Origin of the sequence: Pseudoxanthomonas sp., from assembly GCF_051953815.1 — a bacterium.
Lineage (GTDB): Bacteria > Pseudomonadota > Gammaproteobacteria > Xanthomonadales > Xanthomonadaceae > Pseudoxanthomonas_A.
On the sequence record NZ_JBQCIJ010000039.1, the window covers coordinates 56,829 to 79,612 of the forward strand.

The following is a 22,784-nucleotide window of genomic DNA, read 5'->3' on the forward strand; positions in this document are numbered from 1 at the left end:
CCGGGGTTTGCAAGGGCCGGCGGCCGGGGACAGACCATCCCGTGGGCGGGATGGCCGTCCCGGAGGTCGGTCAGGCGTGGGTGCCCGGCTTGGCCGGACGCGCCAGGCTCAGGGCGATGGTCACGCCCAGGATCGCGGCCACGCCGGCCAGCGACCACAGCACCGGAATCTTGAACACGTCGATCAGCAGCATCTTGGTGCCGATGAAGGCCAGCACCACCGCCAGTCCGTAGGGCAGCAGGTGGAAGCGATCAGCCATGCCGGCGAGCAGGAAGAACATCGCGCGCAGGCCCAGCACCGCGAACACGTTGGAGGTCAGCACGATGAACGGGTCGGCGGTGATCGCGAAAATCGCCGGGATGCTGTCCACCGCGAAGATCACGTCGGTGACGCCGATCAGCACCAGCACCACGAACAGCGGGGTATACCAGCGCTTGCCGTCGCGGACGACGCTGAGCGCCTCGCCATGGTAGTCGGGCGAAAGCGGCAGGTGGCCGCGCATCCAGCGCAGCACCGGATTGCGTTCCAGATCCGGTTCCTTGCCGGCGGCGAACCACATCTTCACGCCGGTCAGCAGCAGGAACGCGCCGAACACGTACAGCAGCCAGTGGAAGTGGGCCAGCAGGGCGGCGCCGGCGAAGATCAGGACGCTGCGCAGGACGATCGCGCCGAGGATGCCGATCACCAGCACGCGCTGGCGCTGTTCCTCCGGCACCGCGAAGTAGCTCATCAGCATCAGGAACACGAAGATGTTGTCGACCGCCAGCGACTTCTCGACCAGATAGCCGGTGAGGAACTCCAGGCCGACCTTGTTGGCCATCGCCACGCCGGCGGTCTCGTTGAGGTACCACCACAGGCCGGCGTTGAACAGCAGCGCCAGGCCGATCCAGCCCAGGCTCCAGTAGAGCGCCTCCTTGAAGGTCACCTTGTGCGCGCCGCCATGGCGCATCAGCACCAGATCGACCAGCAGCGCGATCACCACCACGCCGGCGAAGCCGGCCCACAACCACGGATTGCCTATCGTTTGCATCGGAATTCCCGTCGGAAAGAGTCAAGACCAGGCCGCAGGGCGACAGGCATGCACGGGATTGGGGGGAATCCGGGGCAGATCTTCGCCGTTGCGGCGAAGGTCTCGCTCACAGCCAGGTCTCTGGCTGCCGTGGGACCGGAGCTGGAAGGCTCGAAATGACGGCCGGCACGTTGGGAGCTACTCCCCTTCTGGCGGCGATTTTCAGGGCAAGCAGCCGGGCCGGTCAACGGGAAAGGTAAAATGTCGTTCATGAACAGCCCGCTCCCCGTCGTACGCCTCAAGAACGCCTGGCGCTCCAGCCACCCGTGGATTTTCCAGAAACTGGTGGAAAAGCCCGCCCAGAAGCCCAAGCCGGGCAGCATCGTCGACGTGGTCGGGGTGGACGGCGAGTGGATTGGCCGGGGCTTCTACAACGGCCATTCGCGCATCGCCGTGCGCATCCTGGAGACCCATCCCGAGATTCCGGTCGACGCCGGCTGGTTCTCGCGCAAGATCGCCGAGGCGGTGTCGCTGCGGCGTGACGTGCTGAAACTGGACGCGACCACCGACGCCTGGCGGGTGGTCCACGCCGAGGGCGACGGCCTGTCGGGGCTGGTGGTGGATCGCTACGGCGACCTGCTGGTGGTCGAATTCTTCAGCGCCGGCATGTTCCGCCACCGCGACTGGATCTACGAGGCGCTGCGGGAACAGTTCCCCGGCGCTCGCTTCTACAGCTTCGCCGAGGAGCACATCCAGAAGCAGGAGAGTTTCGACTTCCGCGGCAGCGATCCGGTGCCGCCGGCGATCATCAGCGAGTACGGGGTGAAGTTCCGCGCCGACCCGGCCGGCGCGCACAAGACCGGTTTCTTCGCCGATCAGCGCGAGAACCGCGAATGGCTGTCGCACCAGTGCGGCGGCAAGCGCGTCCTGGATCTATGCTGCAACACCGGCGGTTTCGCGGTGTATGCCGCCGCGCGCGGCGCATCCGAAGTGGTCGGCGTGGACATCGACCAGGACGTCATCGAGATCGCCAAGGGCAATGCGCGCCTGAACGATGTGCGGCCCAGGTTCGTGCAGGCCGACATCTTTCCCTACCTGCGCGACGCGGCCAACCGGGGCGATCAGTACGACGTGGTGATCCTGGATCCGGCCAAGATGACCCGCGATCGCGAACAGGTGATCGCCGCGCTGAAGAAATACCTGGACATGAACAAGCTGGCGCTGGGCGTGGTCAAGCCCGGCGGCCTGTTCGCGACGTTCTCCTGCACCGGCCTGGTCAGCGAGGAACAGTTCCTGGACATGCTGCGGCGCGCGGCCTACTTCTCCGGCCGCACCCTCCAGATCCTCAAGGTCGCCGGCGCCGGCGCCGACCATCCCTTCATGGCGCACGTGCAGGAATCGCGCTACCTGAAGGCGGTGTTCTGCCGGGTGGTGGACTGAGCGGTCGGCGGGACACCTGCAAAAGCAAATCCCCCTCATTCCCCCTTTTACAAAAGGGGAGGCCGGAGCGGATTCCGAGCGATGGGTTTCCTCTAGCCCCCTTTTGAAAAGGGAGCGGCCGGAGCAGATTCCGAGCGATGGATTTCCTCTAGCCCCCTTTGAAAAAGGGGGCGGGCGCCTGCGAAGCAGGTGACGGGGGATTAACCAGCCATGCGGCTATTGAGAAGCGCTTGCTCTTCGCGCAAACCGCAAATCCCCCTCAATCCCCCTTCTTCGAAGGGGGAGGCAGAAGCAAAAAGCTCTGTGGCCCCTCAGCCCTCCGGCGACAGTTCGATGCAGTCGAACTTCACGTCCGGATTGACGTCGGCGTCGTAGTCCACGTCGTCGCGCTCGAAGCCGAACAGCTTGAGGAATTCGTGCTTGTAGTTGGCGTAGTCGGTCAGCGCGAACAGGTTCTCGCTGGTGATCTGCGGCCACAGCGCCTTGGCCTTGGCCTGCACTTCCGGACGCAGTTCCCAGTCGTCCAGGCGCAGGCGGTTCTCGTCGTCGGTCTGCGCCGGCTGGCCATCCGCGCGGTACATGCGTTCGCGGAACAGGCGGTCGAGCTGTTCGATGGTGCCTTCGTGCAGGCCCAGTTCCTTCATCACCTTGAACACGATGCTGATGTACAGCGGCATCACCGGAATCGCGGAACTGGCCTGGGTCACCACCGACTTCAGCACGGCGACGTTGGCGCCACCGCCGCTCGCTTCCAGGCGCTTGTCCAGGCGATGCGCGGTCTGGTCCAGATCGACCTTGGCCCGGCCCAGCGCGCCATGCCAATAAATGGGCCAGGTGATGTCGGTGCCGATGTAGCTGAAGGCCACCGTGCGCGCGCCGTCGGCCAGCACGCCGGCCTTTTCCAGCGCATCGATCCACAGCTCCCAGTCCTGGCCGCCCATCACGGTGATCGTGTCCTCGATTTCCTGCTCGGTCGCCGGCTCGATGGTCGCCTGGATGATGGCGTCCTTGTTGGTGTCGATGGCGGTGGAGGTGTAGGGCGCGCCGATCGGCTTGAGCGCCGAGCGCTTCAATTCGCCGGTCGAAGGCAGCTTGCGCACCGGCGAAGCCAGTGAATAGATCACCAGATCGACCTGGCCGCCCATCTCGTTCCTGATCAGTTCGATGACCTTGGCGCGGGCTTCGTCGGAGAACGCGTCGCCATTGATCGAGCGGCTGTAGAGGCCGGCTTGCTTGGCGAACTTGTCGAACGCGGCGGCGTTATACCAGCCGGCGGTGCCGGCCTTCTTCTCGCTGCCCGGCTTCTCGAAGAACACGCCCAGGGTGTCGGCGCCGAAGCCGAACGCGGCGGAGATGCGCGCCGCCAGCCCGTAGCCGCTGGAGGCACCGATCACCAGGACCTTCTTCGGTCCGTCCGTGCGCACGCCCTGCGCGCGCGTGGCGGCGATCTGGTCGCGCACGTTGAGCTCGCAACCAAGCGGGTGGGTGGTGGTGCAGATGAAGCCGCGGACTTTGGGATGGATGATCAACGTCGTTACCGGGAATGTGCCTGCCCGGCATCTTAATGGCCGCTCCGGCGGGAAAGAAGCCTGAGGACGCTCCGCCGAAAATCCGTTCGCGCCGTTCGCAGGCGTACTGTTCCGGCGGGACAAAGAAAAAGCGGGCTTTCGCCCGCTCTTTCCATGCCGGTTGACCGACGTTGCGCGATCAGGCGTCGCCGCCCTTCGCCAGCAGGCTGCTGCGACGGCTGTAGAGCAGATAGACCACCACGCCGATGGCGTTCCAGGCCAGGAACCACAGCTGGGTCGTGCGCGGCAGGCTCCAGAACAGGTACAGACAGCCGCCGATCGCCAGCGGGCCGACCAGCCAGGCCGCCGGCGTGCGGAACACGCGCGGACGATTCGGGTCGCGCTTGCGCAGCACCAGCAGGCACACCGCGACCGCGATGAAGGCCGCCAGCGTGCCGGCATTGGCCAGCGCGGCGATTTCGTCCAGCCGCGCCACGCCGGCCAGCGCCGCCACCAGGATCGCGGTGAACACGGTGATGGCCACCGGCGTGCCGGTGCGCGGATTGACCTTGGACAGCCCGCGCGGAAGCAGGCCATCGCGCGACATCACGAAGAAAATGCGGCTCTGCCCGTACAGGAACGCCAGCAGCACCGTCGGCAGCGCGACCACGGCGGCGCCGGCGATGACCTTGGCGGCGGTGCCCTGGCCGAGTTCGCGCAGGATCAGCGCCAGCGGTTCCGGGCTCTGGCCGAACACGGTGTAGCTCATCGCGCCGACGGCGGCGGCGGCGACCACGATGTAGATCAGGGTGCAGCCGATCATCGAACCGACGATGCCGATCGACAGATCGCGGCCGGGATTCTTGGTTTCTTCCGCGGCGGTGGAGATCGCGTCGAAACCGTAGAACGCGAAGAAGATGATCGCCGCCGCCGCCATCACCCCGCGCTCGACCCCGTCCGCGCCCATCGATTTGACGAAGCCGTAAGGCATGAACGGCTCCAGGTGGGTGGCGTCGAAATTCGGCAGCGCGATGGCGACGAACACCGCCAGCGCGATCACCTTCACCACCACCAGGATCGCGTTGAGCGTGGCGCTCTCGCGGGTGCCGGCGATCAGCAGGCCGGCCACCACGAAGGTGATCAGCACCGCCGGCAGGTTGATCAGGCCGCCGGCGTGCGGGCCGACGGTCAGCAGGGTCGGCAGTTCGACCCCCATGCCCTTGAGGAAACCCACCGCATAGCCCGACCAGCCCACCGCCACCGTGCTGACCACCAGCGAGTACTCCAGGATCAGGCTCCAGCCGACCACCCAGGCGATGGATTCGCCCAGCACGGTATAGCTGTAGGTGTAGGCGCTGCCGGCGGCGGGCATCAGCGTCGCCATCTCGGCGTAGGCCAGCGCCGCGCAGGCGCAGACCACGCCGGCGACCACGAACGAGAGCAGCACCGCGGGCCCGGCCAGGTTCGCGCCCACGCCGATCAGGGTGTAGATGCCGGTGCCGACGATCGCGCCGATGCCCAGCGCGACCAGATGGGGCCAGCTCAGGGTGGGGACCAGGCGGCGGCCCTCTTCATGCACGGTGACGTGATCGATGGACTTGCGCCGGAGCCAGCTCTGCATGGGATGTCCTTGGGGATTGCGCGAAAGGCCCGGCGGACCGGGGCAGGCCTCGACCCACGTGTGAGTCGAAGCGCGAGCAGGCTAAAGGCGCGCGGACCGGCTGGCAATTGGCAGCGCACCACCCGGACATCCGATCCCGCGGTTGTCGGGAAGCGCGTGTGGGGCGGAAAGAAGCAAACCCCCCACGCGACCGTCCCACCATTCGGCTGTCGTGAGCATTGAATACCCGAACCCGTAGCCCATTCCAAGTCTGCGAACGCACACGCAGATGTTTCCGGAGCCAGTAGCCGGTCTTTTCCCTGCACAGGGGCCATGCCGAAGACATCCCGAGCCCGGCAATCGGCTTTTCCTCCCCCTTCGTGGAAGGGGGACCGAGGGGGATTTGCTCCTGCTGCCGATGCCGAACCCGAACCCTATCGCCCGTGATGCTTCTTCAGATATTCCGCCAGCGCCACGGCCTGGTTGTGTTCGGGATCGCGCGCGCCGTAGACCAAGGTGACCCGGCCATGCCGCAGTGCTTCGCGCAGCGGGGCCAGCACCTCGGGCCGGGCATCCAGCTCGGCGAAATAGCGTTCCCGGAATCCATCCCAGCGCGCCGGTTCGTGCCCGTACCAGGTCCGCAGCGCGGCGCTGGGCGCGATGTCCTTCAGCCACTCCGCGTCCAGCTTTTCCTTCGATACCCCGCGCGGCCACAGCCGGTCGACCAGGATCCGCTGGCCGTCGGCCCGCGAGGCGGGCTCATAGGCGCGCTTGATCCGCAGGTCCATGGAGGCGCCCTCAACCGGCGCCCAGGCGCACGCCGAAACCGACCAGGAAGATGCCGGCCAGCGACTGCAGCCAGCGCCGCAGCCGCGGCTGCTGGCGGACCCGCTGGCTCATCGCGTGGCCAGTCAGGATCAGCAGCGAGCAGTACAGCAGGGTAATCACGGCGATCAGCGCCGCCATCGTGGCGAAGGTCGCCAGGCCCTGGTGATGGGCCGGATCGATGAACAGCGGGAAGAACGCCATGTAGAAGATGATGGCCTTCGGATTGAGCAGGGTGACCAGGATGCCCTGGCGGAAATAGCGCCCGGCCTCCATCCGCACCGGCCCGCCCGCGCCGTCGCCGCGCTGCCACAGCAACTGGATGCCGATCCAGATCAGATAGGCGGCGCCCGCGTACTTCACCAGCCCGAACAGCACCGGGTTGGCCTTCAGCAGCGCCGCCACGCCGATCACCGCCAGCCACATCAGGATCTGATCGCCCAGCGCCAGCCCGGCGAGCGTCGCGTAACCCGCGCGCAGGCCGCCCTTGCCGGTGGCCGTCAGCAGCGAGAACGTGCCCGGGCCGGGAATGGCGAGGAAGACGATCACGGCCGCCACGAAGGTGCCCAGATCCTGGATGCCCATCCACTGCATGGCGGACTCGTTTCGAAGAGGGGGAACCGGATTCTGCGCCGGCGTCGGCGCGCTGTCACCGTACCGGTGGCGAAGCCTCAATCACGCCGGAACCGGTAGGGCGTGTCCTCCTCCAGCGAGGCGAGCAGGTGCGCGGTGATCTCGCTTTGCCGGATTGTCAGGGCGGATCTCAGCGCGAATGACTCATCCAGGTTGCCGGCATAGTGATGGATCAGCAGCCCGAACCCGTCCGCGCCAGTGTTCCGCAGGACATCCGCCAGCAGCGCCTGCCAGCGGGCAAGATCCGGGCCCATGCGTAGGATCTGCGCCTCCATCTGGTGATGCCTGTTTTCCCCGCGCTGCCGCAAGGCGCGCGCGATCTTGGCCTCCGTCCAGCCCTTCCGGCGCCATCGACCGATGTCGTCGTCCGGTTGGCAAGCATCGCGTGCGCGTCCCAGCGCCGAATCGCAGTCGCAGTGCCCGACGGTGGTCAGATAGCATTGGTCCCCCCGCGCCAATTGGGAGAGCAGATCAGGGTTGGCCTGCGGGCGCAGGTCGCGCTGGTGGCGTCGGGCGATTGCGCTCAAAGCCGCGATGTCGGCGCCGGCGGGCAGGATGGCGGTGATGAAACGGCACATGGACGCAGCATAGCCGGACGTCCCCGGCGCAGCAGCTGAGACGCCGCCGGCTACACTGTCGGCATGGATACCCAGACCCTGCTCGTACTGCTTCTCGTCCTTGTCGCCGCCGCCGTCGCGCTGCTGGTGGTTCTGCTCCTGCGCCGGCCGGAGGAACGGTTGGGCGGGGTGCTGGAGCGCGCGCTGCGCGACGAGCAGCGCGACGGGCGTGGCGAGTTGCGCGAGCAACTGGAAGGGCTGTCGCGCCAGCAGGAAATCCGTATCGAGGGCTTCGGCCGCAGCCTGGCCGACCTCAGCACGCGCACCGATCAGCGCCTGGATATCCTGCGCGAGGCGCTGAGCGAGGACGCCCGCAAGGGCCGCCTGGAAGCGGCCGAATCGCAGCAGCGCTTCGCCGACACATTGGGCCAGCGCCTGGCCGAGCTCACCCAGCGCAACGAGCTGCGCATCGGCGAGATGCGCACCACCCTGGAGGCGCGACTGAAGGAACTGCAGGCCGACAACACCGCCAAGCTGGAGCAGATGCGGCAGACGGTGGACGAGAAATTGCAGACGACGCTGGAAGCGCGCCTGGGCGCGTCGTTCAAGCTGGTGTCCGAGCGGCTGGAACAGGTGCAGCGCGGCCTGGGTGAAATGCAGCAGCTGGCGACCGGGGTGGGCGACCTCAAGCGGGTGCTGAACAACGTGAAGGATCGCGGCGGCTGGGGCGAAGTGCAATTGGAGAGCCTGCTCGAACAGGTGCTGACCGGCGAGCAGTTCGCGCGCGGCGTGCGGGTGCGTCCCGACAGCAGCGAGGCGGTCGACTTCGCGATTCGCCTGCCCGGGCGCGGCGAGGACCAGGCGCCGGTGTGGCTGCCGATCGACGCCAAGTTCCCGCGCGAGGATTTCGAGCGCCTGCTGGACGCGCAGGAACGCGGCGACACCGAGGCGATGCGCAGCGCGGGCGCGCAGCTTGAACGCGCGATCAAGGTGCAGGCCAAGTCGATCAACGAGAAGTACGTGGTGCCGCCGCACACCACCGACTTCGCGGTGATGTTCCTGGCCACCGAAGGCCTGTACGCCGAAGCGATCCGGCGGCCGGGGCTGGTGGATGTCCTGCAACGCGAACACCGCATCGTCGTGGCCGGTCCGACCACGCTGGCCGCATTGCTCAACAGCCTGCAGATGGGTTTCCGCACCCTGGCGATCGAGCAGCGTTCCAGCGAAGTCCGCCACCTGCTGGGCGCGGTGAAGACCGAGTTCGGCAAATTCGCCACGGTGCTGGAGAAGGCGCACAGCCAGCTCGACACCGTGCAGAACAGCATCAAGGCCGCCGGCGTGCGCACCCGCGCCATCGAACGCCAGCTGCGCAACGTGGAGGCGCTGCCCGGCGAGGACAGCCAGAAGCTGCTGGGCGCCGACGAGTCGGAGTAACGACATCCGGTAGGAGCGACGTCAGTCGCGACCTTTCCCCCTCCGGGCGAAAAAGCCGTCGCGACTGACGTCGCTCCTGCGAAGAAGCCATCACCCAAGAAAAAACCGGCGCATCGCGCCGGTTCGTTGGGGTATCCGATTCGCGACTGCGCCGGTCCCGCATCCCTGCGCGGTGGGGAGTCAACCGCCCGGGGTGATCTGCGGCATCGGCATCGCGTTGGCCGGCACGGTCGGATCCGGATCCTCGTCGTTGAGGTAGTCCGGCAGCGACTTGTCCTCGTCCTGCGAACGGGTGCCCTCGATCTGGTACGCGCGCCGCTGCATCCAGGAATCGCGGACCAGGGTGTAGTCATCGACCGCGCCTTCGCGCAGGCTGTCCAGCGACAGCAACTGGGCGCGGGTGTCGACCAGGTTCAGGCCCTGCAGGAAGATGCGGGTCTTGTCGTCCTCGACGTAGCGGACCGGGCTGAGCGGAATGTCGCCGGCCAGGCCGAACACGTCGCGCACCGTGCGCGGGCCGAAGAACGGCAGTTCCACGTAGCGCGACTTCTTCCAGCCCCATACGCCCAAGGTCTGGCCGAAATCCTCGCTGCGGCGCGGCAGCTTGGCGTCGCTGGCCGGATCGAAGATGCCGCCGATGCCCAAGGTGGAATTCAGCAGGAACCGACCCAGTGCCTGTCCCGCCTGCTTGGGACGTCCCTGCAGCAGATGGTTGATGGCGCTCAGCGGCTGGGTCAGGTTGTCGAAGAAGTTGCTCACGCCCAGGCGCATCGGGCGCGGCACGACGTTGGAGTACGCACGCGCCAGCGGCCGCGCGACGCCACGGTCCACTGCGTTGTTGAAGCGGTGCACCTTGCGGTTGAACTTCTCCCACGGGTCGTACACCGCGGGCGACGACACCGCCGTCGGCAGGGTCGGATCGGCGACGGCGCCCCCGTAGATGGCGGCGAAGTCGTCCTCGGCGCTGGTGGCGGGCGCGTCGGTCATGGCCGTGGCCGGAACATCCACCGGCGCGCTGGAAGGCATCGCTTCGGAGGTCGCTTCCGGGGTGGCCGGCGGCGCGGTCTCGGCGGCAACCACCGGTGTCGGTGCGGCGCCGTCGACCACGGTCGAACCGGCGGTCGAATCCGGGGCATTGGCCGTCTTCGGCGCCGACGCGCAGGCCGTGGCCAGCGCGGCGAACAGGAGCACGGTGCAGAGTCGGAAGGTGTTCATCCCGTTTCCTTGGAATCTCGGGGGGAGGGTCAGACCGGGAACTCCAGTCCCGGCGTCAGGCGATACGCGGCACACAGGTCGGTGAAACCGGCCGGCTGGCCTTCGAGGGCCACCGTGCCGCCGGCCGCGCGCAGGCGCGCGGCCAGTTCGGCCAACAATGCCAAGCCCGCGCTGTCCACGGTAGTGACATTGGTCAGGACGATGCGTTGCGCGCCGTCAACGGTCCGCGCCAGCTGCGGCCACAGGGCGACCGCGGCGGCGCGATCCAGCGCGCCCCGGAAGACCAGCGCATCGCCCTCGCGGGCGACGCCGGCGTCACTTCTTGCCGCTGGCGTTGGCATTGGTCTGCAACCGGCCGGCGCGCAGGTCGGCGGCGACCTGGCTGATCGACTTCTGCCGCAACGGGGTGTCGAACTGGGTCTTGAACGTCTGCACGAACGAGACGCCCTCGACCATCACGTCGAACACCTTCCACTTGCCGCCCGCCTGGCGCAGCAGGTAGTCCACCGGAATCGGCTCGCCGTCCGGGCGCAGCATCTCGCTGGCGACCTTGACGCCGCGGCCGCCGGGCAGCGCGGACTCGGACTTCACCCGCACCTTGAGCTGGGTGTTGAAGTCCAGCAGCGCCGAACCGTAGCGGGTCATCAGGCTGTCGCCGAGCGCGTCGGCGAAGGTCTTGATGTCGGCGTCGCTGGCGCCGCGACCGTGGATGCCCAGCACCAGCCGGGCCGCGTATTCGCGGTCGAACAGGTTGTTGAACTCGCCGGACACGTACTGCCGCAGCGTGGCCGGGTTGGCCTTGAACTCGGCGCGGCGCTTTTCCAGCGTGCCGATGATGCGCGAGCTGTTGGTCAGCACCACCTGGCTGGCCGAACTGGGCGCGGCCTGGGCGGTGGCGGTCTGCGCGCTGGCGATCACCGGCGCGGCGGCGAGCAGCGCGGTGGCCAAGGCGAACGGCAGGAGGGAACGTTTCATGATCGTTTTCATGGCTGGGGTTGTTCTTCCGTCGGTTGTGCGGGAGGCGCGGCGGATTGGCCGTTGTCGCCACTGCCGGCGTTGCCGCCGCCGCTGAACATGTACTTGCCGGCCAGCTGCAGCAGATCCACGGCCGGTTGGGTGAAGGCGATTTCCTCGCCGGGCTTGAGCACTTCCGGATCGCCGCCGGGCGACAGGCCCACGTAGTTCTCGCCCAGCAGGCCGCTGGTGAAAATTCCGGCGGAAGTGTCGGCGGGCAGATCCTTGAACTTGCTGTCGAGCAACAGGGTGACGATGGATTCGAACTTGACCGGATCCAGCTGAATGTCGGCCACCTGGCCGACCACCACGCCGCCGATCTTCACCGGCGCCTGCTTGCGCAGCTGGCCCAGGTTGGTGAAGCGCGCCTTCAGCTCGTAGCTGCCGCCGCCGACACCGAAGCGCTTGTTGGTGGAGGCGATCGCCAGCACCAGCAGCGAGGCCAGGGCCAGCAGCAGGAAGGCGCCGACGGCGAATTCGAGACGGGGTCCACGGACGGCCATGGCATCAACTCCGGAAAAGCAGGGCGGAAAGGACGAAATTGAACATCAGCACCAACAGCGACGCGTTCACCACCGCGCGGGTGGTCGCCACCGAGGTGCCTTCGATGGTGGGTTCGGCGTGGTAGCCCACATAGGCCGCCACCAGCGCGCTGGTGCCGCCGAACACCGCCGATTTCAGCAACGCCACGCCGAAGTCGTCCCAGAAATCGACGCTGTTCTGCAGCGCGGACCAGAACGTGCCGTTGTCCAGGCCCAGCACGTGCACGGCTTCGAAGTAGCTGGCGCTGATCGCCAGGCTGCAGAAGAAACCGGTCAGCAGCGGCACCGTCAGCACCGCCGCCCAGAAGCGCGGCGCGACCGCCTTGGCGACCGGATCGATCGCCATCAGTTCCAGCGCCTTGATCTGATCGGTGGCGCGCATCAGGCCCAGCTCGGCGGCAATCGAACTGCCGGCGCGGCCGATGAACAGCAACGCGGTCAGTACCGGGCCGAGTTCACGGTACAGCGACAGGCCCAGCAACGTCGACAGCGCGTCGGAAGCGCCGAACGTGGTCAGCGTGCGATAGCCCTGCAGGGTCAGCACCAGGCCGACGAAGGCGCCACCGACCGCGATGATCGGCAGCGATCGTCCGCCGATCTTGTAGATCTCGCGGGTCAGCTCGGCGAGGAAATCGCGGGTCGGCGCGGACGCGCGGAACACCGACAGCGAAAACAGCCCGGCACGTCCCAGCGAACGGGTGGCGGCGACGAAGGGCATCAGTGGCCTCCCCCGATGAACATGTTTCCCTTCCTCGGCTGGCGGAGGAGGGGGCGGTCCGCGTGCGCGCCAAACGCGCCAAACCGGCCCTGCGTGAAGGCCGCTTCGATGCCCGGTTCCCGATTCTGCATTCCCGGCTTCAAGCCGCTTCCTCCACGCGCTTGATCGCGTCGAACGCGATCGGGCCATCCGGTTCGCCACGCAGGAACTGCCGCACCAGCGGATCGGCGGTGTTCTCCAGCTCGGCCGGCGTGCCGGTGAACACCAGTCCGCCGTTGGCGATCACCAGCGCCTGGTCGGCGATCGGCAGGGTTTCGTGGACGTGGTGGGTGACGATGATGCTGGTCAGGCCCAGGGTGTCGTTGAGGCGCTGGATCAGGCTCATGATCACGCCGCTCGCGATCGGATCCAGGCCGGTCAGCGGTTCGTCGTAGATCATCAGCGGCGGATCCAGCGCCAGCGCGCGGGCGAGGGCGACGCGGCGGGCCATGCCGCCGGACAGTTCGCGCGGGTAAAGATCCGCGGCGGCGCGCAGGCCCACCGCGTTCAACTTGAATTCGACGATGCGCCGGATCAGCGGCGCCGCCAGCAGGGTGTGCGTGCGCAGCGGCAGCGCCACGTTCTCGGCCACGGTCAGATCGGTGAGCAGGCCGTTGCCCTGCAGCAGCACGCCGATGCCCTTGCGCATCTCCAGCAGCGCATGGCTGCGGTGCGGCACCGGTTGGCCGAACACCTCCACCTGGCCGGCGGCCGGCGGCAGTTCGCCTGTCAACGCGGCCAGCAACGTGGACTTGCCGCTGCCGCTGGGGCCCAGCACGGCGGTGATGCTGCCGCGCGGCACCGACAGCGCGATGTTGCGCAGGATGGTGCGTCCGCCGCGATCAAGGCGGACATCGGACAGGCGCACGGCGGGGGTGTCGGCGGATGTCATGTCGGGTGCGGGCGCTTAACGGAAAAGCAACGAGGAAGCTTCGCGGCTGGCGGCTGAACAAAACCGAACTGACCGGTACAGGTATTGTGCCGGAATCGCGGCCGGAAGCGCCGCGTCCCGCCGGGAAACACCATCCCGAATCGGCATCATGAATCTCTCGCGTCTCGGCGACCGCGACGCGGCTGCGGCAAGATAGCCGGATGCCCGACGCCGCCGCGCCCGACTTCCGCCTCTACCACTCCAATTCCCTGGACGTCCTGGCGGGTCTGCTGGCCGCGGAGCTGCGCCGGCCGCCGCCGGGGCAATCCCTGCTGGCGCCGGAGGTGGTGCTGATTCCGCAGGTGGCGATGCGGCGTTGGCTGCAGGCCACCCTGGCCGCCGAACACGGCGTGGCGGCGAACCTGGAATTCCTCACCCCCGGCGAGTTCGTCGCCCGCGCGCTGGCCGCCAACGTGCCCGGCGAGGGCGAGGATCTCGACGCCGCCGGCCTGCGCTGGCGGCTGTACGCCGCGCTCACCGATCCCGCGCTGCTGGCCCGGCCCGCGCTGGCGTCGCTGCGCGGCTACCTGGCCGGCGGCGATCCGGTGAAACCGTGGGCGCTGGCGACCGAGCTGGCCGGCGTGTTCGAGAAGTACCAGGCATGGCGCCGCGACTGGCTGCTGCGCTGGGAAGCCGGTGCCGACCCGGCCGATCCGCAGGCGCTGCTGTGGCGGCATATCGCGGCCGGGGGCGAACATCGCGCGCGCCGCATCCAGCACTACCTCGACCGTTTCGCCGGACCCGCGTCCGCGCTGCCGGCCGGCTTGCCGAAGCGGATGTTCGCCTTCGCCACCCTCAACATCTCGCCCGACGTGCTGCGCGTGGTCGCCACCCAGGCGCGCGCCGGCACCCTGCACTTCTACCTGCCCACGCCCACCCGCGCGTATTGGGGCGACCTGCAGACGCTCGGCGAGCGCCTGCGCGCCGGCGACACCGATCCGTTCGGCGAGGCGCTGGGCGAGAACCCGCTGCTGCAGGCCTGGGGCGCGGCCGGGCGCGATTTCATGGCAGTGCTGGGCAGCTACGAAGTGGTGCATCCGACCGGCGAAATCGCCGCCTACGCCGACCCCGGCACGGAGCCCGCGCCGACCCGCGCCGAAGGCGGCCTGTCCGACAGTCTGCTGCGGCACATGCAGCAGGATCTGTTCCATCGCCGCGCCACGCCGTCCGGTCCGCCGCGCGCCGCCATCGATCGGAACGATCCCAGCGTGCAGGTGCATGCCTGCCACACCCGCCTGCGCGAAGTGCAGGTGCTGCACGATCAACTGCGCGCGCTGCTCGACGACAGGCGCTTCGATCCGCCCTTGCAGCCGCGCGAAATCGCCGTGCTCGCGCCGGACATCGATCCCTACGTGCCGTACCTGGACGCGGTGTTCGGCGGTGACGGCCACGGCGACGCGCTGCCGTGGGCGCTGGCCGACACCAGTCCGCTGGCCAGCGAGCCGCTGGCCGAAGTGTTCCTGCGCCTGCTGGACCTGCCGATCTCGCGCTTCGGCCTGGACGAGATCCTCGACCTGCTCGCCAGCGCGCCGGTGGCCGAGGCCGCCGGTCTGGATACCGATGCCATCGAACGCCTGCACGGCTGGCTGCGCGAGGCGGGCGCGCGCTGGGGGCTGGACGCCGCGCATCGCGCCGCGTCCGACGCGCCCGCCGACGACGCCTACACCTGGCAGTTCGCGCTGGACCGCCTGCTGCTGGGCCATGCCAGCGGCGCCGAGGACGACATCGCCGGTGTCGCGCCCTGGAGCGGGCTGGAAGGCGGCGCGCTGGACGCGCTCGATACCCTGATCCGCCTGCTTCGCGAACTGGCCCGCCAGCGCCGCGATCTCGGCCAGCCGCTGCCGCCTGCGCAGTGGCGTGAACGCCTGCTGCGCCTGCTCGATGCGTTGTTGCCCGAACGACCGGTTGCGCCGCGCGCGCAACGCGCGCTGGATCGCCTGCGCACGCTGATCGATCGTTTCGCCCGCGATGCCGAAGCCGCCGGCTACGCCGACGAGGTGCCGGCCGAGGTGGTGCGCGCCTACTTCGCCGACCTGCTGTCGCAGGCCGACACCCGCGCGCCGCTGCTCACCGGTGGCATCAGCGTGGGCCGGATGGTGCCGATGCGGCTGCTGCCGTTCCGGGTGATCTGCCTGCTGGGCATGAACGATGGCGAGTTTCCGCATCGCGATCCCGCCGCCGGGCTCAATCGCCTCACCGCCGAACTCGGCAGCGAGCGTCGCCGCCACGGCGACCGTTCCACCCGCGAGGATGACCGTTATCTGTTCCTGCAATTGTTCGCCGCCGCCCAGGACGTGTTCTATCTCAGCTACCAGGGCGCGGATCCGCGCGACGGCAGCGTGCGCGAGCCTTCGGTGTTGATCAGCGAACTGCTGGACGCGGCGGCGGCGTACCACGCCGATCCCGGCGCGCGCAAAGCGCTGGTGGTGCAGCACACCCTGCAACCGTTCGCGCCCGCGGCCTTCGGCGGCGGCGATGAGCCGCGCCGGTTCAGCTACCGCGCGCAGTGGCGGCCGGCCGCGGATCGCGCCAGCGGCGCGCGCCACCTGCCGCCGCCGTGGCTCACGCAACCCTTGCCCGCGCTGGAGCCGGTGGAAAAGGACGTATCGCTGGACACGCTGCGCCGCTTCTTCGTCGATCCGCAGGGCCAGTTCCTCGTCCAGCGCCTGGGCCTGCGCCTGCCCGAGCCGATTGAAGAAACCGAGGACGTCGAACCGCTGGTGCTACCGGGCGGCGGGCTGGAACGCGCGGCCCTGCAGCAGGCGGTGATCGAGGCGCTGGACGAGGGCCGGGAAAGCGGCCTGCGCGAACGCCTGCGCGCGCGCGCGCTGCTGCCGTCCGGCGCGCTGGGTGAGCGCCAGTTCGAGGGTCTGCTCGCCGGGATCCGCCCGTTCGCGCAGGCACGCCGCGAATGGATGGGGGATGCCGCGCTCGCTTCCGAGCGCTATGAAGTGGAACTCGATGGCGTGCAGCTGCACGGCCGCGTCGCCGATCTGCATCCGCATGGCCTGGTGCGGCTGCGCGCCAGCGCGCTCAACGGCAACGCCGCGCTGCGCTGGGGGCTGGACTGGCTGCTCGCCAATGCGGCCGGCGCGAACCTGCCGCTGGTGCAGTTCCACGACAGCGGCGATGGTCCGGGGCCGCACCTGCTGGAGGCGCTGGACCCGGGCCAGGCGCGCGACGCGCTGCGCCAGTTGCTCGACCTGCATGCGCAGGGCCTGCGCGAGCCGCTGTGGTTCGCGCCGTACACCGGCTGGGATCTCTGGAACGCCGAGCCGCAAAAGCGTCGCGCCGCCGCGTGGAAACGCTGGCACGGCGACGGCAACGGCGGCTGGGCCGAAGGCGAGGGTGAAGCGATCCGGCTCGCCCTGCGGGGTCGCGATCCGTTCGCCGACGAAGCGGACTACCGGCGACTGGAGCGTACCAGCCTGCACATCTACGATCTGGTCCGTCGGGGCCAGGCGCGTCCGGATGCCGGGGAAGGGGAGGCCGCGTGAGCGCGATCGATCCCGCCGACAATCCCTATCTGCTCCGCGCGCTGGACGGCGTGCAGCTGATCGAGGCCAGCGCCGGCACCGGCAAGACCTACACGCTTGCCACCCTGTTCACCCGCCTGATCGTCGAACAGCGCCTGCGCATGGGGCAGGTGCTGGCGGTGACCTACACCGAGGCCGCCACCCAGGAACTGCGCAAGCGCATCCGCGAACGCCTGTCGCTGGCCGCGCGTCTGGCCGGCAGCGAAGCCGGCGAGGGCGACAGTCACGAAGTCGCGCTGACCCGTCGCATCCTTCAGCGCCATCTCGCCCAGGGCGGGGAGACGCCGGATCAGCTGGCCCGCCGCCTGCGCATCGCGGCGGAAGAAACCGATCTGGCCGCCATCTTCACCATCCACGGGTTCTGCGCGCGCGTGCTGCGCGAGCATGCGCTGGAAACCGGGCAGGGCTTCGACGCGGTCGAGCTGCTGGGCAACGCGGGCGACCTGTACGCGGAAGTCGCCGCGGATCTATGGCGCGTGCATGCCGCCGACGCGGTGGAGGCCGATGCGCTGGTCCGTCTGTGGAGCGGCCCCGACGCGCTGGCGGCGGATCTTCCCGCGCTGTGCGGGCCGCTGCCGCTATACCCGCAAGCCCCGGCGGACACGACGGGCGACGACGCGCTGGCGGGCCTGGCCGCCGCCTGCGACCGGCTGGCGGCGGGCATCGCCACGCACGCAGACGCGTATTTCGCGGCCGTGCTCGCGGCGCTCGACGGCGGCGTGCTCAACAAGACCGCGTACAAGGCCGACTGGCTGTCCGCGCTGCAACGCCAGCTGCGCCAATGGAGCGCGCGGCCGGATCCGCTGCTTCCGCTGGACGAGCGCATCGAGCGGCTGACCCACGAGGCGCTGTCGGCCAGGACCAACAAGGCGCATGCCGGCAGGACGCCGCTGTCGCCGTTGCAACCGCTGATCGCCGATTACCTGCTGGCGATGGAACGCTGCGACCGGTGGCGGCGCGAACAGGCCATCGGCCTGTTGCATCGGCTGCGCGTCGAAGCGCGCCGGCGCCTGGACGCGCTCAAGCGCACCCGCCGCGTGCGGACCTACGACGATCTGATCGAAGGCGTCGCCGAGGCGCTGGACGGTCCGGACCGACAGACGCTGGTGGCGCGGCTGCGCGCCCAGTACCGGGTCGCGCTGGTGGACGAATTCCAGGACACCGACGAGCGCCAGTGGCGGATCTTCGCGCGCGTGTTCGGCGATTCCGATGAGGTGCGGGCCCTAGGCGACGCGCCCGTGCTGTTCCTGATCGGCGATCCCAAGCAGGCCATCTATGGCTTCCGGGGCGGCGACGTGGATACCTACCTGCTTGCTCGCGGCGTGGCCGACGAGGCGCCGCGACTGGCGCACAACTTCCGTTCGCGCCCGGGCGTGCTGCGCGCCATCCAGGCGCTGTACGAAGGCGCGGACAATGCCGGCCATGACGCCTTCGCCCATCCCGGCATCCGGTTCGAGCCGGTACGGGCGGGCGACACGCGCGCCGACGCCGATCACCTGCGCGATGACACGCCCGCGCCCGCGCTGACCCTGCGCCTGCTGCGGGGCGGAGACGGCCAGCCGCTTGGCGCCGACGGCTCGCGCGCCGCCGCCACCGCAGCCTGCGTGGCCGACATCCATCGCGTGCTTGCCGATGCGCGCCAAGGCCGCGCGGCGATCGACGGCCGTCCGGTGCAACCCGGCGACATCGCGGTGCTGGTGCGCAACCACAAGGAGGCCACCCGCATGCAGCAGGCGCTGGCGCAGGCCGGTGTGCCGGCGGTCGCCGCCGGCAGGCAGAGCCTGTTCGCCACCAGCGAGGCCGGCGAACTGCACACCCTGCTGCTGGCCTTGCTGCAACCGGCCGACAGCGGTCGTCTGCGCGCCGCGCTGTCCACCATGTTGCTGGGCGAGGACGCGACCGCCATCGCGGCGCTGGAGGTCGAGGGCGATGCGCAGCGCCATCACCAGGCCCGGTTGCTGCACTGGCGCGAGCGCTGGCAGCGCAGCGGTCCGCTCGCGCTGGTGTCCGACCTGTGCGCCGAACAGGCCGAGCGCCTGCTGCAGCTGGTCGACGGCGAGCGGCGCATGACCAACTACCTGCAACTGGGTGAACAGTTACAGGAGGCCGCCACGCACACGCTCGGCCTGCATGGCCTGCTCGACTGGCTGCAGGGTCGCATCGCCCATGCCGACCCCGACGACGAGACCCAGCTGCTGCGGCTGGAGTCGGACGCGCGCCGCGTGCAGATCGTCACCCTGCACAAGAGCAAGGGCCTGGAATATCCGCTGGTGTACCTGCCCTTCACCGGCATCGGCACCCGCCGTCCCGACAGTGGCCGTTATCGCGTGTTGCACGAGGAAGGGCGGCGGATATTGCTGTGGCGCATCGACAAGGACGATCCGGCATGGAAGGCCGCCGGTGACACCGCGCGCCGCAACGCCGAGGCCGAGGACGCGCGCCTGCTCTATGTCGGCCTCACCCGCGCCGAACATGCGCTCTGGATCGCCGCCGGCGACCTCGCCGATATCGACAAGAGCCGGTTGGCGCCGCTGCTGGCCGGCATGGCCGCGCTGCGCGATCACGCCGACGTCCGCATCGTCGAAGGTCCGGCCGAACCGCCGCCGCCGCGCCTGCCGCCCGAACACGAGGCATCGGTGGCGCCCGCGCGCGTGGCGACCCGCCGCATCCACGCCGACTGGTGGGTCTACAGCTTCACCCAACTGGCGCATGCCGAAGCCGGCGGCGACCCGCTGGCCGCCGCCACCCAGGCCGATCCCGGCGGCGAGGACGAAATCGCCGCCGCGGATCCCGATGCGCCCGCCCCGGTGACCGCGCCGCCGGTCGCCGCCGATCCGCGTTTCGCCGGCAGCCGATTCGGCGTGGTCATGCACGCCGCACTGGAAAACGCCGACTTCGCCCTCTGGCGCGACTGGCGACCGGGCGAGGACGCGCCCGACGGGCAGGATCGGGTCATCGCCGACGCGCTGCGCGAAGGCGGCTATGCCGAAGCCGACATCGCAGCGGGCCTGGACGTGCTGGTGCCGTTGATCGGCCACACCCTGGGGACCGCGCTCCCCGAGGGCGTGCGCCTGGCCGAACTGCCGGCGGACGCGCGCCGCGCCGAAATCGAATTCCATTTCGCCATGAGCGCCACACCGGTGCCGGCGCTGCTCGCGCTGCTGCATCGCCACGGCCTGCTGCGCGCGCGCAGCGCCTTCGGCGCGCGCCAGCGGCTGGAAGGGCTGATGACCGGCCTTATCGATCTCACCTATCACCACGATGGCCGCTGGTACGTGCTCGACTACAAATCCAACCAGCTGCCCGGTTACGACGCCGCGGCCATGCAGCAGGCGATGGCGCACAGCGAATACGACCTGCAGGCGCTGATCTACACCTTGGCCCTGCACCGCTGGCTGCGCTTCCGCCTGGGCGACGCCTACGACTACGCGCGTGATTTCGGCGGCGTGCGCTACCTGTTCTGTCGCGGCCTGGATCGGGACCAACAACCTTCGCCCGGCGTGCACGCGCAGCGTTTCGAGCCGGAACTGGTCCACGCGCTGGACGCGCTGTTCGCCGGCAATGCCGCAGGTTCCCATCGGGAGCCGCCCCCTCCCCCGCACGCGGGGGAAGGCCGGGACGGGGGCAAGCGTGCGGGTGAATCCGCATGAACTCCTCCAATCTCCTTGGCACCCTCTGGCAGGCGGGCCACCTGCGCACGCTCGACCACGCGCTCGCCCAGAGCCTGCGCCGCCTGGATCGCGACACGCCGGACGAAGTGCTGGCCGCCGCCGCGCTCGCGTCGCTCGCCGTCTCGAAGGGGCATGCAGGCCTGTCGCTCGGCCAGCCGCAGGCGCTGCTCGATACCGAAGCCGCGTTTGCCTGGCCGGACGCCGACGCCTGGTGCGCGCAACTGACGGCCTCGCGCTGGGTCGCCCGTCCGGGCGCCGCGGACGACGCATCCGACGCGCATGCACCGCTGGTGCTGGAGCAGGGACTGCTGTACCTGCGCCGTTACCGGGAGTACGAGCGACAGCTGGCGCTGGGGTTGCGGCGCATCGCGGCGCAGCGGCCGGAAGCGGGTGACTTGTCCGCGCTCGCACCGCTGTTCGCCTCACTGTTTCCGGATGCTCCGTTTCCAGCCCGCTCCGGGCGGGCGCAGCAGGCCGGACGTTCGGATCATCTGGGCGGCGATACCCAAGCGGATGCTTCGCGGCGTTCTCAGGCGTCAGAAGCGCGGAGCGTCGAGCGCAATCAGACGCTCCCCCTGTTCGCGGCGGAACAGCTTGAAGCCAAACCCGAAGCCTCCCTTTTCCCGCTTGCGGAGGAAGGTGCCCGAAGAGCGGATGAAGGCAACCCCACCCACGATCACCAGGCGCTCGCCGCCACGCTCGCGCTCCTGCATCCCCTCCTGCTGATCACCGGCGGCCCCGGCACCGGCAAGACCACCACCACCGCGCGCCTGCTCGTGCTGCTGGCCGCGCAGGCGCGCCACACGGGCCGGGCGCCGCCGCGCATCGCGCTGGCCGCACCCACCGGACGCGCCGCCGAACGCATGGCCGAAAGCGTGCGCCACGCCACGCAGGCGCTGGCCGCCGCCGGCGTCGATCCGGATCTGCTGGCCGCGCTGCCCACCACCGGCATCACCCTGCATCGTCTGCTCGGCACCATTCCGGACTCGCCACGCTTCCGCCATCACGCCGATCATCCGCTGCCGTTCGATGTCGTGGTCGTCGACGAAGCCTCGATGATCGACCTGCCGCTGATGGCCAAGCTGGTCGACGCCATCGCCGACGGCACGCGGCTGGTGCTGCTCGGCGATCCGGATCAGTTGCCCTCAGTGGAAGCCGGCGACGTCCTGGCCGCGATCCTCGGCGCCGCCATCGACGGCAGCCATGAGCCGGAACGCCGTCGCGCCGGTGAAATCCGGGACCCGACGCCTTCGCCGGATCCGGATGCCGACGAGGCAGGTCTCGCGCCGGACGCGGGAGAAGTCTTCCCCGCCGTTCGCGTCCATCTGCGGCGTGGCTGGCGCCAGAGCGAAAGCCTGCAACTCGCACCGCTCGCCAGCGCCGTGCGCGAAGGCGATGCCGACACCACGCTCGCGCTGTTGCGCGCGGGCCAACTGTCCAACATCCATTTCCACGAAAACCTGGAAGATCCGTTGCAGGTCCGGCAGGACGAACTGCTCGCCCACTGGCGCGCACTCGCCGCCGCCGCCTCGCCGACCGAGGCGCTCGCCCTTTCCTCCCGCCTGCGCCTGCTCACCGCCGTGCGCGAAGGTCCACAGGGGGCGCGCACGCTCAATGCCCGCATCGAACGCCTGCTGCTGGAAAGCCAGGGCGCTGGCCTGTCGCGCCCCGGGCAGGGCCATTTCCATGGCCAGCTGATCATCGTCACCGAGAACAGCTACCGTCATCGCCTGTTCAACGGCGACATCGGCATCTGCTTCAAGGACGAACAGGGCGCGTTGGCCGCCTGGTTCCCCGGCGACGAGCCGGACCAGCCGCGCGCGTTCCATCCGGCCGCGCTGCCCGCGCACGAATCCGCCTTCGCCATGACGGTGCACAAGGCCCAGGGCTCGGAGTTCGACAGCGTCTGGCTGCTGCTGCCCGCCCGTGGCAACCGCGTGCTTTCACGCGAACTGGTCTACACCGGCATCACCCGTGCCCGCCGCGCGCTGCACCTGGCCGGCAGCGAGGCGGTGATCCGCGAAGCATTGGCGCGGCACGCGAGTCGTTGGTCGGGGTTGGGGTGGAGGTTGGGTGTGTGGAAATAGCCTGATGGAAGTTATCGAGCAGTAC

General features: G+C 69.3%; 17 protein-coding genes. 5 read left to right on the forward strand and 12 right to left on the reverse strand.

The genetic code is table 11. The annotated features are described in order from the left end of the window. Window positions 1-70: 70 nt before the first annotated feature. A complete protein-coding gene (locus tag ACTHN1_RS11545; protein WP_440471085.1) occupies window positions 71-1,030 on the reverse strand; it encodes a TerC family protein in 960 nt (319 codons plus the stop codon). Window positions 1,031-1,279: 249 nt separating this feature from the next. Between ACTHN1_RS11545 and ACTHN1_RS11550 the strand changes: the two genes are divergently transcribed. After that, on the forward strand, window positions 1,280-2,449 hold the full coding sequence (locus tag ACTHN1_RS11550; RefSeq protein ID WP_440471086.1) for a class I SAM-dependent rRNA methyltransferase: 1,170 nt from the start codon (window positions 1,280-1,282) through the stop codon (window positions 2,447-2,449). Window positions 2,450-2,760: 311 nt separating this feature from the next. Here the strand turns inward: ACTHN1_RS11550 and fabV are convergent, their stop codons facing one another. The 5 genes from fabV to ACTHN1_RS11575 all read right to left on the reverse strand — a co-directional run bounded on the left by fabV (window position 2,761) and on the right by ACTHN1_RS11575 (window position 7,593). Next, window positions 2,761-3,978 carry an enoyl-ACP reductase FabV gene (gene fabV / locus ACTHN1_RS11555; RefSeq protein ID WP_440471087.1) on the reverse strand — a complete coding sequence of 406 codons (1,218 nt, stop codon included), beginning with the start codon at window positions 3,976-3,978 and terminating at the stop codon, window positions 2,761-2,763. Window positions 3,979-4,156: 178 nt separating this feature from the next. Then, window positions 4,157-5,578, reverse strand: coding sequence for an amino acid permease (locus ACTHN1_RS11560; RefSeq protein ID WP_440471088.1), 1,422 nt, complete (start codon window positions 5,576-5,578; stop codon window positions 4,157-4,159). 413 nt (window positions 5,579-5,991) lie between these two features. After that, entirely contained in the window at window positions 5,992-6,345 is a 354-nt protein-coding gene (locus ACTHN1_RS11565; RefSeq protein WP_440471089.1) for a DUF488 domain-containing protein, read from the reverse strand. 10 nt (window positions 6,346-6,355) lie between these two features. After that, on the reverse strand, window positions 6,356-6,976 hold the full coding sequence (gene leuE, locus ACTHN1_RS11570; protein WP_440471090.1) for a leucine efflux protein LeuE: 621 nt from the start codon (window positions 6,974-6,976) through the stop codon (window positions 6,356-6,358). A gap of 77 nt (window positions 6,977-7,053) precedes the next feature. Beyond that, the gene (locus tag ACTHN1_RS11575; protein WP_440471091.1) at window positions 7,054-7,593 is read right to left on the reverse strand and encodes a hypothetical protein; all 540 of its coding nucleotides are present in this window, start codon (window positions 7,591-7,593) and stop codon (window positions 7,054-7,056) included. Between the two features lie 63 nt (window positions 7,594-7,656). On the opposite strand from ACTHN1_RS11575, the gene rmuC reads away from it, so the two are divergent. Then, the gene (rmuC, locus tag ACTHN1_RS11580; RefSeq protein ID WP_440471092.1) at window positions 7,657-9,006 is read left to right on the forward strand and encodes a DNA recombination protein RmuC; all 1,350 of its coding nucleotides are present in this window, start codon (window positions 7,657-7,659) and stop codon (window positions 9,004-9,006) included. A gap of 180 nt (window positions 9,007-9,186) precedes the next feature. On the opposite strand, the gene ACTHN1_RS11585 is transcribed toward rmuC, so the two are convergent. The 6 genes from ACTHN1_RS11585 to ACTHN1_RS11610 form a co-directional block, all read right to left on the reverse strand. Continuing rightward, the gene (locus ACTHN1_RS11585; RefSeq protein ID WP_440471093.1) at window positions 9,187-10,221 is read right to left on the reverse strand and encodes an MlaA family lipoprotein; all 1,035 of its coding nucleotides are present in this window, start codon (window positions 10,219-10,221) and stop codon (window positions 9,187-9,189) included. A gap of 29 nt (window positions 10,222-10,250) precedes the next feature. Further along, the gene (locus ACTHN1_RS11590) at window positions 10,251-10,562 is read right to left on the reverse strand and encodes an STAS domain-containing protein (RefSeq protein WP_440471094.1); all 312 of its coding nucleotides are present in this window, start codon (window positions 10,560-10,562) and stop codon (window positions 10,251-10,253) included. Beyond that, window positions 10,537-11,196 carry an MlaC/ttg2D family ABC transporter substrate-binding protein gene (locus ACTHN1_RS11595; RefSeq protein ID WP_440471095.1) on the reverse strand — a complete coding sequence of 220 codons (660 nt, stop codon included), beginning with the start codon at window positions 11,194-11,196 and terminating at the stop codon, window positions 10,537-10,539. Before ACTHN1_RS11595 ends, ACTHN1_RS11590 begins: the two co-directional genes overlap by 26 nt. 8 nt (window positions 11,197-11,204) lie before the next feature. After that, complete coding sequence (gene mlaD / locus ACTHN1_RS11600) at window positions 11,205-11,738, reverse strand: outer membrane lipid asymmetry maintenance protein MlaD (RefSeq protein ID WP_440471096.1); 534 nt, start codon at window positions 11,736-11,738, stop codon at window positions 11,205-11,207. A 4-nt stretch (window positions 11,739-11,742) separates the two neighbouring features. Continuing rightward, window positions 11,743-12,495: an MlaE family lipid ABC transporter permease subunit gene (locus tag ACTHN1_RS11605; RefSeq protein ID WP_141454892.1), complete on the reverse strand. Its 753-nt coding sequence runs from the start codon at window positions 12,493-12,495 to the stop codon at window positions 11,743-11,745. Between the two features lie 139 nt (window positions 12,496-12,634). After that, window positions 12,635-13,426: an ABC transporter ATP-binding protein gene (locus tag ACTHN1_RS11610; RefSeq protein WP_440471097.1), complete on the reverse strand. Its 792-nt coding sequence runs from the start codon at window positions 13,424-13,426 to the stop codon at window positions 12,635-12,637. A 200-nt stretch (window positions 13,427-13,626) separates the two neighbouring features. On the opposite strand from ACTHN1_RS11610, the gene recC reads away from it, so the two are divergent. The 3 genes from recC to recD are packed head-to-tail and all read left to right on the forward strand — an operon-like array spanning window position 13,627 to window position 22,759. Then, window positions 13,627-16,962: an exodeoxyribonuclease V subunit gamma gene (gene recC / locus ACTHN1_RS11615; RefSeq protein ID WP_440471098.1), complete on the forward strand. Its 3,336-nt coding sequence runs from the start codon at window positions 13,627-13,629 to the stop codon at window positions 16,960-16,962. Further along, entirely contained in the window at window positions 16,959-20,651 is a 3,693-nt protein-coding gene (gene recB / locus ACTHN1_RS11620) for an exodeoxyribonuclease V subunit beta (RefSeq protein ID WP_440471099.1), read from the forward strand. Before recC ends, recB begins: the two co-directional genes overlap by 4 nt. After that, complete coding sequence (gene recD, locus ACTHN1_RS11625; protein WP_440471100.1) at window positions 20,648-22,759, forward strand: exodeoxyribonuclease V subunit alpha; 2,112 nt, start codon at window positions 20,648-20,650, stop codon at window positions 22,757-22,759. Before recB ends, recD begins: the two co-directional genes overlap by 4 nt. The last annotated feature ends 25 nt before the right edge of the window (window positions 22,760-22,784 follow it).